Annotated in this window: 14 protein-coding genes; 2 read left to right on the forward strand and 12 right to left on the reverse strand. The window is 66.2% G+C overall.

Translation table 11 applies throughout. From position 1 onward, the window contains the following. Positions 1 to 86 precede the first annotated feature (86 nt). The gene (locus AC1DDA_RS20505) at positions 87 to 2006 is read left to right on the forward strand and encodes a glycosyltransferase family 2 protein (protein WP_476797159.1); all 1920 of its coding nucleotides are present in this window, start codon (positions 87 to 89) and stop codon (positions 2004 to 2006) included. Here the strand turns inward: AC1DDA_RS20505 and AC1DDA_RS20510 are convergent. From AC1DDA_RS20510 to AC1DDA_RS20540, 7 genes are all read right to left on the reverse strand, one after another. Beyond that, positions 1951 to 2547 (reverse strand): SCO family protein, encoded by a 597-nt coding sequence (locus AC1DDA_RS20510; protein ID WP_441509943.1) that lies wholly within the window; start codon positions 2545 to 2547, stop codon positions 1951 to 1953. The genes AC1DDA_RS20505 and AC1DDA_RS20510 overlap by 56 nt on opposite strands. A 33-nt stretch (positions 2548 to 2580) precedes the next feature. Then, a complete protein-coding gene (locus AC1DDA_RS20515; protein WP_441509944.1) occupies positions 2581 to 2748 on the reverse strand; it encodes a hypothetical protein in 168 nt (55 codons plus the stop codon). Between the two features lie 151 nt (positions 2749 to 2899). After that, positions 2900 to 4333: an amidohydrolase family protein gene (locus AC1DDA_RS20520; RefSeq protein ID WP_476797160.1), complete on the reverse strand. Its 1434-nt coding sequence runs from the start codon at positions 4331 to 4333 to the stop codon at positions 2900 to 2902. 173 nt (positions 4334 to 4506) lie between these two features. Further along, positions 4507 to 6096, reverse strand: coding sequence for an ABC transporter substrate-binding protein (locus AC1DDA_RS20525; protein ID WP_476797161.1), 1590 nt, complete (start codon positions 6094 to 6096; stop codon positions 4507 to 4509). 43 nt (positions 6097 to 6139) lie between these two features. Continuing rightward, a complete protein-coding gene (locus AC1DDA_RS20530) occupies positions 6140 to 7051 on the reverse strand; it encodes an ABC transporter permease (protein WP_476797162.1) in 912 nt (303 codons plus the stop codon). Further along, a complete protein-coding gene (locus AC1DDA_RS20535) occupies positions 7051 to 7992 on the reverse strand; it encodes an ABC transporter permease (RefSeq protein ID WP_441509948.1) in 942 nt (313 codons plus the stop codon). Before AC1DDA_RS20535 ends, AC1DDA_RS20530 begins: the two co-directional genes overlap by 1 nt. Positions 7993 to 8007: 15 nt before the next feature. After that, complete coding sequence (locus AC1DDA_RS20540) at positions 8008 to 9654, reverse strand: amidohydrolase (RefSeq protein ID WP_476797163.1); 1647 nt, start codon at positions 9652 to 9654, stop codon at positions 8008 to 8010. Between the two features lie 324 nt (positions 9655 to 9978). Between AC1DDA_RS20540 and AC1DDA_RS20545 the strand changes: the two genes are divergently transcribed. Continuing rightward, positions 9979 to 10557: a cupin domain-containing protein gene (locus AC1DDA_RS20545; protein ID WP_441509950.1), complete on the forward strand. Its 579-nt coding sequence runs from the start codon at positions 9979 to 9981 to the stop codon at positions 10555 to 10557. A gap of 24 nt (positions 10558 to 10581) precedes the next feature. On the opposite strand, the gene tam is transcribed toward AC1DDA_RS20545, so the two are convergent. Genes tam through AC1DDA_RS20570 form a run of 5 tightly spaced genes read right to left on the reverse strand, consistent with a single transcriptional unit; the run spans position 10582 to position 15147 of the window. Beyond that, complete coding sequence (gene tam / locus AC1DDA_RS20550) at positions 10582 to 11367, reverse strand: trans-aconitate 2-methyltransferase (protein WP_476797164.1); 786 nt, start codon at positions 11365 to 11367, stop codon at positions 10582 to 10584. Next, positions 11364 to 12143, reverse strand: a complete 780-nt coding sequence (locus AC1DDA_RS20555; RefSeq protein ID WP_476797165.1) for a class I SAM-dependent methyltransferase — start codon at positions 12141 to 12143, stop codon at positions 11364 to 11366. Before AC1DDA_RS20555 ends, tam begins: the two co-directional genes overlap by 4 nt. Positions 12144 to 12146: 3 nt before the next feature. Beyond that, entirely contained in the window at positions 12147 to 12932 is a 786-nt protein-coding gene (locus AC1DDA_RS20560; protein ID WP_476797166.1) for an ABC transporter ATP-binding protein, read from the reverse strand. 3 nt (positions 12933 to 12935) lie between these two features. Continuing rightward, entirely contained in the window at positions 12936 to 13997 is a 1062-nt protein-coding gene (locus AC1DDA_RS20565) for a FecCD family ABC transporter permease (RefSeq protein WP_476780105.1), read from the reverse strand. A 13-nt stretch (positions 13998 to 14010) separates the two neighbouring features. Then, positions 14011 to 15147 carry an ABC transporter substrate-binding protein gene (locus AC1DDA_RS20570; protein WP_476797167.1) on the reverse strand — a complete coding sequence of 379 codons (1137 nt, stop codon included), beginning with the start codon at positions 15145 to 15147 and terminating at the stop codon, positions 14011 to 14013. Positions 15148 to 15276: the final 129 nt, after the last annotated feature.

Genomic DNA, 15276 nt, shown 5'->3' on the forward strand with positions numbered 1-15276 from the left:
CTCTCGACTCCCGGTATATAATCGGCAACCATGAGTTGTTCCGATGCGTTCGCACCGGAACTGCTGCATGAGGCGGGACCGGGCCGGTGGGGGACAGCGGTAGCGACAGCTGTTCGATCGATCCCGGACTCGCGACTGCGGGTTTTCCGGTCGAAATCGCTTTTCTCGCGCGGCACGGCGTAGCCCCTGCCGCGCTGACGCGGGCGGCCGAGCGCGCCATGCGCAACCGCACCGATCCCGCGCGCGAGGCCATGGCGCTCGGCCTGGTCGACGAAGTCGGTTTCTACCGGGCGTTGGCGGCCGAGATGGGCCTACCATTCCGATCCACTCCCCCGCCGCTGCTGCCGGGTGGCCGATATGGCGCGATCCTGCGCCAGGGCATCGCGCCCACGGGGGAAGGGGCCGCGCTCCGCTTCGTACTCGCGCCGGAAGGGCCGGCGCTGCGTCGAATGCTCGAAGGCGGCCCGCGACGGCGCGCGGATATCGCTGTGACGACGCCGCGCCGCTTCGCCGAGGCCTTGCGCCGTTCCAACGCCGCCGAACTGGCGCGCCATGCCGCCGGCCTCGACGAGACCGGGCTCCTCCGCGACAGCGCCCGCACCGGCGCCGGCCGCGGCCAGGTGATCGCCACGGGCATCAGTCTCACTGCGGCGGCGATCGGCGGCATCTTCGCGCCGCTCGAAACGTTCTTTGCGCTCGCCCTGCTGCTCGGCCCGCTCTTTCTCGGCCTCATCATGCTGCGCCTCGCGACTACGATCGAACGCACCACGCCCGATCTCTGGCAAAGCCATCGGTGGCGCGTCGACGATGCGCGCCTGCCAGTCTACACGGTCGCCGTGCCGATGTACCGCGAGGAGGCGGTTCTGCGGCAATTGACCGATGCGCTCTGCGCCCTCGACTATCCGCCAGCCAAGCTCGATATCCGCCTGCTGATCGAGGCCGACGATGCGGGCATGCGCACGGCGCTGGCAAAGTTGGCGCTGCCGCCGCACTTCACCGTGATGGTCGTGCCGCCGGGCGTGCCGCGCACGAAGCCGCGGGCGCTCAATCTCGCGCTGCTCGAAGCCCGCGGTTCGCTGTTTACCATCTTCGACGCCGAGGACATCCCGGACCGGCAGCAGTTGCGCATGGCGGCAGCACGCTTCCTTGGCGCCCCGCCTGAACTTGCCTGTCTGCAAGCGAGGCTCGTGATCGACCACGCCGAGGAAGGCACTCTCCCTGGCCTTTTCGCCCTCGAATATGCCGGGCTCTTCGAGGTGCTCAACCCCGGCCTGCTTCTGTTCCAGCTGCCGATCATGCTGGGCGGCACCTCGAACCATTTCCGGACCGAGGTGTTGCGCAAAGTCGGCGGCTGGGACGCCTGGAACGTCACGGAAGATGCCGATCTCGGCCTGCGGCTGGTGCGTGCGGGCTATCGCATCTGCGATCTGCCCTCGACGACGCGTGAGGAGGCGCCCCTGACGATCCTGGCCTGGCTCAAGCAGCGCTCGCGCTGGATCAAAGGTTACATGCAGACCCTGGTGACACATTCGCGGAACCCGCTCGCGCTGCTGCGAGAGGCCGGTTTGAGCGCCAGCTTTGCCTTCCTGTCGCTGACTTTCGGCACGATCGCGACAGCGCTGGGCTATCCGGTCTTCACCCTCGCCGCGCTGCTCGCCTACTGGGACGGCTCGCTGTTCGCGCCGGTGGGCACGTTCGCGACCGTCACCTCGACGATCGCTCTCTGCGTCTGGCTTCTCGGAAGCGTCGCACTTTTCGCGCCCCCGGCGGTCGGCGCGCTGCGCAGGGGCTCGCCCGGCCTGCTCCTGCTGCTGCCGCTGCTGCCGCTCTATTACGCGTTGGTCTCGGTCGCCGCCTGGATGGCGCTCTACGAGTACTTCAATCGCCGCTTCGTCTGGAACAAGACCGAGCACGGGCTGGCGCGCCGGCGCGCACCCGTCGAGGCGCCGGCTACGAGTGACGCAGCCATTCCGCTGCAGCCTGTGCCGGAGTCTGCTCGATATTGAACGCGCCGATGAAGCTGCCGTCCTTGCCCATCAGATAGACCAGTGCGGTGTGGTCCATCGTGTAGTCGCCATCCTTCAGCGGCACCTTCTTGGCGTAGGCGCGGTAGGCCTTGACCACGGCGTCGATCGCCGGCCGGTCGCCACTCAGGCCAATGATGCGGGAATCGAAGGAGCCGAGATAGCTTTTCATGGTTTCCGGCGTGTCGCGCTCCGGGTCGACGGTGATGAACAGCGCCTTGAGCCTCTTGGCCTTGTCGCTCTCGCCAGCGGCCCGCAGCGCCTCCGAGATCTCGAAGAGCTTGGTCGGGCAGACATCCGGGCAATGGGTGAAGCCGAAGAAGACCAGGAACGGCGAACCCTTCAGATCCGTGTCCGAAAGCGGCGTGCCGTCCTGCGTCGTCAGCGTGAAGGGGCCGCCGACGCTCGCGGTGCCGCTCCCCCCGCCCTGGCGGCCAGGCGCGAAGGTCAGGATCGCAGCCGCGGCCAGCGCGAGCGCGCCGGCAAGGAACACGACGAGAGGCAGGACGATACGGCGGTTCACGAAGAGCTTCCCGGAAGAGCGGACAACAAGCCGCTAGAAACACGCGACGATGGCGGCGATGAGCCCGTCGGTGAAGAGCCGGTCCCCCTCGCGCCACCATAGCAGCAGGCCCGCCAGCAACAGCCCGAAGAAGCCGCCGCCGAGCAACAGAAGCCCGTTGCGGCTCGAAGAGCCCGCCCCGGCTTGCGCTGTCGGATCCACCTGCACCATTCCGCCACCCTATCGCCAGCCGGCGCCGCCCGAAAGCGGGCGGCGTGACGCAGGGGCTCACAATGCGGCGATGCGGCCATGCGCAAGGCACAGCCCGGGCTGGCCGCCGCACGACGACGCGGCCAGGGCTCTGCCCCCCGGCTTACTTCACGGGGAAGGTCAACGGCGAATAGTCGGTGACCGGACGCTTGATCCAGTCATTGCCCGGTGCCGCAGCTTCCGTCCGCTTCTGGGCTTCGTGGAGGCGCAAAGCCGCCGCGGGATAGTCCATGGTCAGGACGGTGCCGTCGCGCACGACGAGCTTCCCGTCGACATAGACGCGGTCGACCGCGCGCTCGGCAGCGGCATAGACCATGCTGCGAACGGGGTCGCGGTGCGGCTGCATCATCGGGTGCCTGAGATCGACCATGACGAGGTCGGCCTTGCACCCGGCTTCAAGCCGCCCGATGTCGTTGCGGCCGAGCGCGGCGGCGCCGGCCGTGGTCGCGGCCTCGAAGATGTCGGTGGTGGTGAGCGTGCGCGGGTTCTCCGCCATCAGCCGGGCGACATAGCCGACATGGCGCATCTCCTCGAGCATGTTATGCGGATAGGTGTCGGTGCCCAGGCCGATCCGGACGCCGGCGCGGCGATAACGCCCGAAATCATCGAGCGCGATGCCGCGACGCATGAAGACCGTCGGGCAATGGGCGACCATGGTGTCGGTCTCGGCGAGCAGCGCGAGGTCGCGGCGGCTGTGCCAGCCGAGGCGCGGATAATCGTCGAGGAAGATGCCGTGGCCGACGATGCTGGTCGCGCCGAGGACGCCGAGCTTCTCCAACCACTGGATCGGCGTCACGCCATGGCGGCGGGTGATCTCGTGGAACTCGACCGTCGACTGGGCGGCGTGGATCTGCCAGGGCAGGCCGCGACGCCTGGCTTCGGCGTAGCTGTCCTTGATCAGGCCCTCGCTGCAGGTGTCGATCTGGGCGGGGCAGACCATGCCGAAGAGCCGGCCGGACGGGTGCTTCTGGGCCTGCTCGATGACCTCGAAGGCGGTCGCCATGGCAGCGGCACCGGCCTTCTCGTCCCATTCGTATTCCACGACATGGCCGTTCTTGGTGTACCAGCGTGCCGAGCGGAACATCGGCGAGACGCAGACGCGCAGGCCGCTATCGGCGGCCAGATCGAGCCAGCCGGGATGGGCGACCGAGAGATCGGCGAGCGTGGTAACGCCGGAGAGCAACAGTTCGGAATAGGCGACCTGCACGCAGTCCGGCACCGCTTCGGCATCGGGCCGCAGGATCGGCATGAACTCGTAGAGCGAGGAATTGTAGAGCGCGGGCGAGCCGAGCTCGTCGAGGAAGCCCTTGTTGAGCGCCTCGCTCGAGGGGTGCGAATGAATGTTGACGAGGCCGGGCATGACCATGCGCCCGTGGCCGTCGACGGTCTCGTCGGCCTGCCCCTCATAGCGGGCACCGACATAGCGCAGCGTGCCATCCTCGAAGGCAACATCGGCTCCGCGCAGATAGACATGCCGGGAGGCTTCCGCATCCCAGGCGACAACGACGTCGGCGTTCTTGATGACCGTGATCGTCATGATGTTCCCTCCTCAGAGCATTCCCGCGCTGCTTCGAAGCGTTGAAATTCTCTATCCCTTTGTTTTGACGCATTTTCTTCACGCGAACCGGTAGCCACTTCGCTCGAAAATGCTTCTCCAGCCAGACGTCGAAAAAGCGCCGCGCGGCCGGGGCCACGCGGCGGTGAGGAAGCTTAGCGCTTCAGCTTGATGTCGAGGCCCTTGTAGAGGCCGGCGCCGTAGATGCCGTGGGCGCGCACGCCCTCAACCCGGTCACCCGCGACCACCCAGAGCGGCTGCGACGCCAGCGGCACCCAGACATTCGCCTCGGTGAGCTGGTTCTGCACGGCGCCGATCGCCTGCTTGCGCTTGTCCGCATCGACGGCGGTCGCCGCGGCCTTGAGCAGCTCGTCCGTCTTCGGATCCTTCCAGTTCATCCGGTTCGGCGTCGGCGCCTGCCGGCTGGCGAAGTAGAGGTTCAGCGCCTCGGTGGCCGTCACATAGGGGTAGGACATGTAGAAGGCATCGAACTCCTGCGTCGCGAGCTTGCCCCAGGCGACGGTGGCGTCCCAAAGCTGGATCTTCAGGTCGATGCCGACCTTGCGCAGATCGGCCTGCATCGCCTCGGAGATGCGCGGATTCACGTCGTTGCGGATGCCGTAGACGATGAAGGTTGCCTTCTGGCCGTCCTTCTCGCGGATGCCGTCGGCGCCCGGCTTCCAGCCAGCCGCTTCCAGCACCTTGATGGCGCCGGCCGTATCATGCTTCGGCATCTTGCCGGCCGAGTCCTTGTCGTAGTCGAGCACGGCCGGGTTGAGCAGCGAGGGCAGCGCCGTGCCCTTGCCGAAGAAGATCGCCTTGGCGATAGCCTGCTTGTCGGTGGCCATGTTGACGGCCTCGCGGATAGCGGCGTCCTTCGAGACGGGCTTGTCGACCTTGAAGCCCATGAAGATGTCGTAGATGTAGTTTTCCTGCCGTTGCACCGTCATGCCGGGGATGCGCTGCATCGTGTCGAGCGCGATATAGGGCATGTAATAGGTCACGTCGGCCTGCTTGGCCTGGATCGCGGCCATCAGCGTGTTCGACTCGGGGATGACCTTCCAGACGATTTCGTCGATCTGCGGCTTCGGGTCCTTGTAGATCGGCGGGCCCCAGCTGTAGTGCGGGTTCTTCTTGAGGACGAGCTCCTGGCGCGGGGTCCATTTCGACCAGCAATAGGGGCCGGTGCCATTGAAGCCCTGCACGCCGAAGTTCGGGCCGAGCTTCTCGACCGTGTTCTTGTCGACGACCGAGGCGAAGGACAGCGCCATCTGGAACAGCAGGTCGCTATAGGGCTCCTTCAGCTCGTAGATCAGCGTGGAATCGCCCTCGGCGCGGATATCCTTGACCGGACCGCCACGGAAGGAGACGGGCGACTTGTTGGCCGGGTCGGTCCAGCGCTTCAGCGAATAGACGACATCGTCGATCGTCATCGGCCGGCCGTCGCAGAATTTGACGTCGTTGCGCAGCTTGAAGGTGTAGGTCATGCCGTCCGGCGAAACCGTCCAGCTGTTGGCGAGGCCGGGCTTGATCGTCTTCATGTCGAAGTCGACCGTCACGAGCGTATCCGCCATCATGTAGAGCACCTCGGCGGCGGCCGTGGCGGTGGTGCGGATCGGATCGTAGTTGTCGGCGTCGATCACGCGCAGGATCGAGAGCGGCGCCTTCTGCTGCGCCAGGGCCGGCATGGCGGCCAAGGTCGCGGCAGCGGCGCCGGCCAGAAGCAGGGTGGATCGTTTCATCATCGGTCTGGTCCCCTTTTGACGTTTCTTGACTGGAATGAGCGGCTTACTTGCGCAGCTTCGGATCGAGCGCGTCCCGCAACGCATCGCCGAGCACGTTGAAGGCGAGGACGACCGCGAAGATCGCGAGACTCGGCAGGACCGAGACATGCGGCGCGAAGAACAGGAAGTTGCGGCCGTCGGCGGCCATCGCGCCAAGCTCGGCGGTCGGAGGCTGGGCGCCCAGTCCAAGGAAGGAGAGCGCCGCGCCGAGCAGGATGACCTGGCCGAAGCGCAAGGTGACGAAGACGAACATCGCCGAGAGGCAGTTCGGCAGGACGTAGCGCAGGATGATGCGGAGATCGCTGAGGCCGAGCGAGCGGGCCGCCTCGATATAGCCCTGCTGCAGCACCACCAGCGCCGAGCCGCGCACGACGCGCGCCATCAGCGGCACGGTCGCGATCGAGAGCGCGATGATGACCGCCGTCAGCCCGGGCCCGAAGATAGCGGCGATGGCGAGGCCGAACAGGATGGCCGGGAAGGAGAGCAGCACATCCATCAGGCGCATCAGGACGCCCGAGAGCTTGGGATAATAGGCCGCGGCGAAGCCGATGACGCCACCGATCAGGCAGCCGAAGATCACCGAGGCGCTGCCCATGAGCAGCGTCGTCCTGAGGCCGAAGAGCAGGCGAGTAATCATGTCGCGCCCCTGGCCGTCTGTTCCGAGCAGCCCGGCCTCGCCCGGCGGCTTCAGCGTGTTGGCGAGGTCGTTGCCGTAAGGATCGGTCGGGGCGAGCCAGGGCGCGAACACCGCGCCGAGGATCGCGAGCACGACGAGGGCGAGCGCGATGCAGGCGCCGACATCGGAGAGCAGCATCCTGAGCACCGTCTTCCGGCGGACAGGCGTGGCGGCGGCCACGCTGATGGCGGCCTCCACGGTTTTGGCGCCCGGCTGGAACGGGCTGGTGGCGGAACTCATCAGGCGCCCCTCACACGCGGGTCGAGCACGGCGTAGAGGACGTCCACCGCGAGATTGACCAGGATGAAGCCCAGCGACAACACGATGATCGTGCCCTGCGCCATCGGCAGGTCGCTCGACAGGATGGCGCCGACCGCGAGCCGGCCGATGCCGGGCCATGAGAACACGGTTTCCGTGACGACGGCGCCGCCAAGCAGGAAGCCGATCTGCAGGCCGATCAGCGTGACGACCGGGACCAGCGCGTTGCGCAGCGTGTGCCTGATCAGCACAACCCACTCAGCCAGCCCCTTGGCGCGGGCGGTGCGGACATGGTCGGCGCCAAGTTCGTCGAGAACCGAAGTGCGGGTCATGCGGGCGACGGGGCCGACGAAGACGCCGCCCAAAGTCAGCGCCGGCAGGATCACGCCCTGCAACCCTTCCCAGGTCCAGAGCGGGCCGACGCGGCCGGTGAAAGGCAGGATCGGGTATTTGAAGCCGAAGAGCCAGATCAGGCCGAGCCCCAGAAAGAAGACCGGCAGCGAGACGCCCGCGACCGAGACCGCCATGATCGCGCGATCGAGCAGCGAGCCGCGGAAATAGGCGCCGAGCGTGCCCAGCAGCATGCCGAGCGGGATAGCCCAGACCAGCGATGCGAACATCAGCTCGAGCGTCGGGCCAATGGTATTGCCAAGCTCCTGCACGACCGGGACGTTGTTGATGATGGAGACGCCGAGATCGCCCTGCGCAAGGCGCCCAATATAGATCAGGAACTGCTTCCAGAGGGGCTGATTGAGCCCCAGCTCCTGACGGATGGCCTCGACGACGTCCTGCGTCGCGGTCGGGCCGGCGCGGACCTGCGCCGGGTCGGTCGGCACCACCTGCATCAGCAGGAAGCCGATCAGCAGCACGCCGAGCAGGACCGGGAGGACCAGCAGCAGCCTTTGCAGCGTATGTCGGAGCATGAAGTGGTCCCCGGCCTATTGCGCGGCAGCGGCGAGCTGACCGTGACGGTCGAAGACGACCTCGCCGCCGAGCAGCGTCAGGTCGCAACGCACCTCGTTCTCGACCGCTTCGACCGGAACCGAGAAGATGTCGTGCGAGAGCACGGCGATATCGGCGAACTGGCCGGGAGCGAGCCGGCCGAGCTTGTCCTCGGCGAACTGGGTGTAGGCGCCGAGAAGCGTATAGGCATGGACCGCCTCTTCCATGCTCAGCCGCTCGGCGCCGCCTATCACCGTGTGGCGCTTGGTCTGGCGGGTGACCATGGTGAAGAGGTTCTTGAACGGATCGGTGGCGCAGACCGGCGCATCCGAGCTCGCCGCGGCGTGAAGCCCGGCATCCAGCCATTTGCGCATCGGATAGGAGGCGCCGGCGCGCTGCTCGCCGAGATTGATCACGTAGAGATCGCCGAACTCGTAGATGAAGGCCGGCTGCGGCACGGGGTCAATGCCGGCCGCCGCCATGCGGGCGAGCTGGCCGTCGGTCAGGAAGCCGCAATGCTCGATGCGGTGGCGGCGCCCGCGGATCGGATGCTCGGGGCTGTCGGCCTTCTCGATGCCGGAGAGCACCTGCTCGATCGCGGCGTCGCCGATGGCGTGGATGGCGAGCTGGTAGCCGAGCTTGTGATAATGCGCGAGGTAGCCGTGCATATCGGCGTCGGAATAGATGAAGATGCCGCGATTGTCGGGGTCGCCGACCAAGTAGGGCTCGCTCATCGCGGCGGTCAGACCGCCGGCACTACCGTCGCCGAAGACCTTCATCGCGCCGTAGCGCAGCAGGCCCGTCTCGCGGCCGAAGCGATAGCCGGCCGCATGCGCCTCGTCGCCGATGCCATCGGCATTGCCGTAGATGCAGACCCAGGTCCGAACCGGCAGCGTGCCGGCGCGTGCAACCTCCTCATAGGCCTCGATCTCGGCCATGCCCGCGCCCATGCCGACACCAGCATCCATCACGCTGGTGAAGCCCTGCGCGAGCATGTAGTGGCCGGCCTTCTCGATCGCCGCCTTCAGTTCGGCAATGCTCGGCTGCGGCATGGCCTCGACGATCAGCCGCATGGCGCTCTCGGCCAGCAGGCCGGTCAGCTTGTTGTCGCGCCGCTCGATCAGGCCGCCAGCCGGGCTGGGAGTATTGTGGCCGATGCCCGCGGCCGCCATGGCCCGGCTGTTGACGACGCCGACATGGCCGCAGGTGCGCTTGATGTAGACGGGATTGTCCGGCGCTATGCGATCCAGCTCCTCGGCCGTGGGATGGCGCCCCTCGGCGAGCTCGTTATGGTCGTAGCCGCGGCCGGTGACCCATTCGCCGGGCTTCTTGCCCTTCACCGCGGCAGCGATGCGACGCAGGATCTCGTCGATGCTGTTGACGCCTTCCTCGGGGCGCAGATTGACCTCGCCCATGGCGAGGCCGAGCGGCAGCAGATGCATATGCGCGTCGTTGAGGCCGGGAATGGCGACGCGACCGGCGAGATCGACGACCTTCGTTCCCGCGCCCTGCAGAGCGGCAATCTCAGCAGCCGATCCGGCTGCGAGCACCTTGTCGCCCGCGATGGCCAGCGCTTCCACGAAGCCTTCCGCCAAGCCGCAGAAGATGCGGCCATTCAACAAAACGGTCTCGGCCTGCGTCATCGACCCTGTTTACCCTGTTTTCCCTGTTGAATTCTCGCCCGGGGTCTTGGCATGCGACTAGTATTCGGCAAGCAGCTACCGTCACATGGGAACGAAACATCGCTTCCACGCGGTCCTACCGGACAGGATCGGAAATTTAGTCTGGACGGCCTGCTCTAAACGCGAAAACTATTCCACTCCGCCGGTTCCCCATGACACTATTTTCTTATTGGCTTTCCGTCAGCATTGCTCAGAATATTGAGCATGGCAAGGGCCGTCGAGCGGGCGCGCCCTGCATGACGCGCAGAAACGACAAGGCGCGCAAAACGGGGAGGCTGAACAGCGATGAGCTTTGATGTCGGCGGAAGGCTGAAGGAAATAAGGCTCGCGGCCGGGCTTTCCCAGCGCGAACTTGCGGCGCGCTCGGGCGTGACGCACAGCCTGATCTCGCTGATCGAGCAGAATCGGAACAGCCCGTCAGTGGCGTCGCTGCGCAAGATTCTCGACGGCATCCCGATGAGCATGGTGAATTTTTTTGACGAAGCCCGGGCGCCGAAGGACAAGGTCTTCTTCGAGGCGCCGGACCTGCTCGACCTCACCTCGCGGCTGCATCAGGTCAATGGCGGCGAAAGCCGGGGGCAGATGTCCTTCCGCCAGGTCGGCGATGCGCAGGCGCACAACCTGCAGATCCTGCACGAATCCTACGAGCCCGGAGCCGATACCGGCATCGCGATGCTCAAGCACGATTCGCATGAAGGCGGCGTCGTGCTCGCCGGAGAGCTCGAGATCACCGTCGGCGACCAGGTCAAGGTGCTCAAGCCGGGAGACGCCTATCTCTTCGACAGCCGCATCCCGCATCGCTACCGCAATATCGGCACGGAGCGCTGCATCGTCGTCAGCGCCTGCACGCCGCCCTATCTCTAGGCCGCGTGCCCGGCGCCGGTAGCGTCAGCCCTCGCGAACCGCGACGATGAACAGGCGCGGGAAGCGCAGCAGCACCTTGCCGTCCTGTTCGGGCGGATAGGCCGGCGCAATGCGCGCGAGATAGCGCGTGAGGAAGACCTCCCGCTCCTCAGCCGTCAAACGGTCGAGATAGGGCTTGAGCCCCGTGCTCTTGAACCATTCGGCGATGGCTTCGACGCCGGCGAGCGCATGCACATAGGTCGTCTGCCAGATGTCGACCCGGCAGCCTGCGGCCATCAACCAGCGGCGGTAATCGCCGAAGGAACCGATCGCCGAGCGCTCCGCCTTGGCGGTGGCCAGCCGCTCTGCCCAAGGCCCTTGCGCCGCGACCTCGCGCATCGCGACATGCGAGGGCTCCGCGAGATTGTTCGGCATCTGCACGGCGAGGCAGCCGCCCGGCTTGAGCGAACCTGCCAGCCGCGGAAACAGGCCTTCATGGTCGGGCAACCATTGCAGCACGGCATTGGCGAAGATCAAATCGTAGCCCGCCGCATCCGACCATGAGTTCACATCGCCCAGCACGAAGGACAGGTTCGGCAGGCGCTTGCGTGCCTTCTCCAGCATGTCCGGCGAGGAATCGAGCCCCTCGGTCGCGGCACCCGCAAACCGCTGCGCGACCAGTTCGGTGCTGTTGCCGGGGCCGCAGCCGAGATCGATGCAGCGTTTGGGATCGCCGAGCGGGACCCGGGCGAGAAGATCGATCGACGGGCGCGTACGCTCATCCTCGAAGCGCAGATATTGTGCGGCGTCCCAGTCGGGCTTTGCGGTCATGCCGAAGGCTTCCGTGCGAGCAGGGCGAAGCGGGTCGAGGATGCCAGCCGGATCGCGTCGTGCAGCGGAGCAGCTCGCTGCTGCTCGCGAACGACCTGGATATAGTCGGCCGGGACGATATCGACGAAGCCCGCGGCCTTCAGCATCTCCTCGAGACGCTGCCGGCTGAGGCCGTCCTTGAAGTAGAAGCGCTTGGTGATCGAGGCATGGGTGTCCGCGTCGATCTGGTGGACGGGCGCTCCGCGCCTGTCGCGCAACCAATTGCCGAAACGGTTGACCAGAGCCTGCCAGCGCGTGCGATTGACCCAGTCGCCGTCGATGACGAGCAGCCGCCCGCCGGGGCGCAAAACCCGGAACCATTCTCCGAGAGCCGCCTCCGGATCGGTCAGCGTCCAGACGAGATGGCGGGTGATCGCCGCATCATAGCTGGCGTCGTCGTCGAGCAAGTGCTCGGCATCGCCGAGCCGGAAACGCGCCGCCTTGCCATGCTTGGCGCGGGCGCGCGCCAGCATGGCCTCGGAGAAGTCGAGCGCGGTGACACGGTGGTTCAGCGAAAGCAGCGCACGGGTGATCTCGCCGGTGCCGCAGGCGAGATCCAGCACGTCGAGCGGTGCGGGGCCGAAGGAATCGCGGATCAGGCGCTGGAAGGCCTGCAACTCCCGGTCGGATTTTATCGCATGGCCGAAGGAAAGATCGAAGCTCTCGGCCCGCGCCGACCAATAGGCCCGGATCTCTTCCTTCAGCGTGAAATTGTCGTGGGGAGCGGAAGCGGACATGGCTCAATGAACCTGGATATAGGGCTCGACCAGAAGCGTGCCCCGGCTGGAATGCTCCAGATGCACGCCGACCGCATATGTCTCGGAGACGGCCGGATGCGCAAGCACTTCGGCCGGTGCGCCCGCCTGGGCGATGCGTCCGCCGTTCATCACGAGGACACGATCGGCGAAGCGCGCCGCGAGCGAAAGATCGTGGATCGCCACGACGGTAACGATGCCGCGCCGGCGCGTAGCCTCGCGGATCGTCGCCATGACGTCGAGCTGGCGGCGCACGTCGAGCGCGCTCGTCGGCTCGTCGAGCAGGAGCACGTCGGGCTCGCGCACCAGCGCCTGGCCGATGGCGGCGAGCTGGCGCTGACCGCCCGAGAGCGTGGCGATGTCACGCGAGGCGAAGGGAGCGAGGCCCAGCTCCGCGATCACCGCCTCGACGGCGCGCATATCCTCGGAAGAGGCCGCGAGCGCGAAACCGCGATGCAGGCTCTTGCGGGCGAGCAGGATGATATCGAAGACCGAGAGCGCGACACGCGCATCGGTGTCCTGGGCGAGATAGAAGACCTTGCGCGCGCGTTCCCGCGCCGGAAGCATCGCAAGGTCGCGATCGTCGAGCTTCACCATGCCTGCCTGCGGGGCAAGCAGGCCAGCCGCGCAGCGGAACAGGGTAGACTTGCCCGAGCCGTTCGGACCGACCAAGGCGGTCAGTTCGCCGCGCGGCAACTCGCCGGTGCCCAGCCCTTGCAGGACAGGCGTGGCGCCATAGCGGAAATCGAGATCGCGGATGAGCAGCGCCACGGCTCAGGCCCCCCTGTTGCGGATCGACATGACCAGGCTGACGAAGAAGGGCACGCCGATCAGCGCGGTGATGATGCCGATCGGATAGATCACGCCCGGCGTGATCACCTTCGAGACGGTGGAGGCGAGCGAGAGCAGCACCGCGCTCGCGATCGTCGCGACCGGCAGGAAGAAGCGCTGGTCCTCGCCAACCAGAAGCCGCGCGATATGCGGGCCGACGAGGCCGATGAAGCCGATGCCACCGACGAAGGACACCGAGACCGCCGCCAGCAGCGAGGTCGCGATCAGGATCTCCAGCCGCAGCCGGTCGACGCGGACGCCGAGGCTTTCCGCCCGCTCGTCGCCGAGCCGGAGCGCAGTCAGTGCCCAGCCGCGCATCAGGAAGAAGGGCAGGGCCAGCGCAATCAGCACTGCGGCCACGCCGACCTTGCCCCAGCTCGCGCGGGCGAGGCTGCCCAGGGTCCAGAACACGATCTGGGTGAGTTGAACTTCGTTGGAACGATACTGCAGCAGCGCGGTGATGGCGTTGCAGGTGAAGAGGAGGGCGATGCCGACCAGGATCATCGTCTCGGCGCTGACGCCGCGCAGCTTCGTCATGAAGAACAGCACGAGCGAGGCGGAGAGAGCGAAGACAAAGGCGTTGGCCGTGACGATGAAGGGGCCGGCGCCGGGCAGGACGCTCCAGCCGAAGACGATGGCCACGGAGGCGCCGACCGTCGCTGCGGCGGAGACCCCGAGCGTGAAGGGATCGGCCAGCGGATTGGCGAGGATGGTCTGCATGCCGGCCCCGCTCAGGCCCAGCATGGCGCCGACGGTGAGCGCCATCAGCGCGATCGGCAGGCGCAGGTCCCAGACGATGACGGACAATCGCGGCGAGGCCGATTGCGGGTCGGCGAGCGTGCGCAGGACGTCGCCAAGCGGCAGATTGCCGGGCCCGATCGAGACATCGAGCGCCACCGCAAGCAGCAAGGCCAGCACACCGAGCAGAACGAGCTTCAGGCGCTTCGTGCTGCGCTTGCGGTAATCTGCGGTCGCAGCCGGCGTCACGGGCAGGACTGCCGTCATCGCTTGGCCGCGCTCACTGGAGTTTGGCCCAGAACACGCCGGAATAGGAGATCGGCAGGAACTTCTCGTGGAATTCCTTGAACACGGCCTCCGGATCGACGTCCTTGAAGCGATCCGGATAGAACTCCTTCGCCATGGCGAGTTCGGCGATGAAATAATAGGGCATGTCGTAGAACTGATGGTAGAAGGCCATTACTTTCTTGCCTTGCACGGCCTTGAGCTGCTGGAAGCCGGGCCGGTTCATCAGCGCCGCCATCTCCTTCTGAACCTTCTCGGGCGTCGCGTCATAACCGAGGCTGACGGCATTGCTGCCGGGATTGCTGCCATACCAGTTGGCGCCGGTCAGGAAGTAGATGTCGGGGTTGTCGGAGAGCACCTTTTCCTGCGCGGCCTGCGCCTGGAAGGCGGAGAAGAACTGGCTGCCCCAGTTGCGGCCGCCGGCCTCCTCAATATAGCGGCCGAAATTGAAGGGGCCGAAAGTGGCGCAGCAGGGCAGGAGGCCGGCAGCCCGCTCGACGAAGACCATGGGCTTCTGCTTGTCGGGGATCGCGCCGATTCGGGCGTAGATGCTCCGGGTCTGGCGCAGATAGTAATCGGCGAAGGCGTTCGCCTCCTTCTCGCGGCCGAGGACACGGCCGAGGAGCTGTACGCTCGGCAGTGCGTTCTGGGTCGGATCCTGGCGGAAATCGACGAAGATCGTAGCGATGCCGGCCTTCTCCAGCTTCCCGAGCAGGCCGGTCTCCTGCGCCTTGAAGTAATTGGAGAGATCGAGGACGTAAACCTCGGCGCCGAGCGCGGCGATCTTCTCCATGCTGACATCGGCGGCATAGGGGTTGCCCATGTTCGCGACATCCTTGGCCTTCGGGAACTTGGCGAGATATTTCGCCCAGGCGCCGGGATCATTCTCGATCAGATCGTTGCCCCAGCCGACGACGCGCTTGAACGGGTCCTCGCGATCGAGCATCGCCAGCGTATAGAGCTGGCGGCCTTCGCTCAGCACGATCTTCGACGGATCGCGCGTGACGCTGACGACGCGGCCGGCGAGATCGGTGACCTCGATCGTTTCGGCGCTGGCGGAGGGAGCGGAGAAGACCGCCAGAGCCAATGCGGCCGCAGGCAGGAGGCGCGTCAGGCGGGACAGAGCGAACATGATAGCCGTCCATATCGAGAAAATCGCCCCGCGCTAACACAATCATTCGCCGGGAGACAAAGCAAATCTTCAGATTTTAATTATTCTAAAGAAATGAATACTGTGATTTTCTTTGGGAACGCACAGCAT

This window comes from Allobosea sp. 10N428 (assembly GCF_056394545.1).

Excerpts from the sequence above, each read along its gene's own strand:
- AC1DDA_RS20545 (WP_441509950.1), top strand. The coding sequence starts at position 9,979 with ATGAGCTTTGATGTCGGCGGAAGGCTGAAGGAAATAAGGCTCGCGGCC.
- AC1DDA_RS20520 (WP_476797160.1), bottom strand. The coding sequence starts at position 4,333 with ATGACGATCACGGTCATCAAGAACGCCGACGTCGTTGTCGCCTGGGAT.
- AC1DDA_RS20535 (WP_441509948.1), bottom strand. The coding sequence starts at position 7,992 with ATGCTCCGACATACGCTGCAAAGGCTGCTGCTGGTCCTCCCGGTCCTG.
- AC1DDA_RS20555 (WP_476797165.1), bottom strand. The coding sequence starts at position 12,143 with ATGTCCGCTTCCGCTCCCCACGACAATTTCACGCTGAAGGAAGAGATC.
- AC1DDA_RS20565 (WP_476780105.1), bottom strand. The coding sequence starts at position 13,997 with ATGACGGCAGTCCTGCCCGTGACGCCGGCTGCGACCGCAGATTACCGC.
- AC1DDA_RS20525 (WP_476797161.1), bottom strand. The coding sequence starts at position 6,096 with ATGATGAAACGATCCACCCTGCTTCTGGCCGGCGCCGCTGCCGCGACC.
- AC1DDA_RS20540 (WP_476797163.1), bottom strand. The coding sequence starts at position 9,654 with ATGACGCAGGCCGAGACCGTTTTGTTGAATGGCCGCATCTTCTGCGGC.
- tam (WP_476797164.1), bottom strand. The coding sequence starts at position 11,367 with ATGACCGCAAAGCCCGACTGGGACGCCGCACAATATCTGCGCTTCGAG.
- AC1DDA_RS20530 (WP_476797162.1), bottom strand. The coding sequence starts at position 7,051 with ATGAGTTCCGCCACCAGCCCGTTCCAGCCGGGCGCCAAAACCGTGGAG.
- AC1DDA_RS20570 (WP_476797167.1), bottom strand. The coding sequence starts at position 15,147 with ATGTTCGCTCTGTCCCGCCTGACGCGCCTCCTGCCTGCGGCCGCATTG.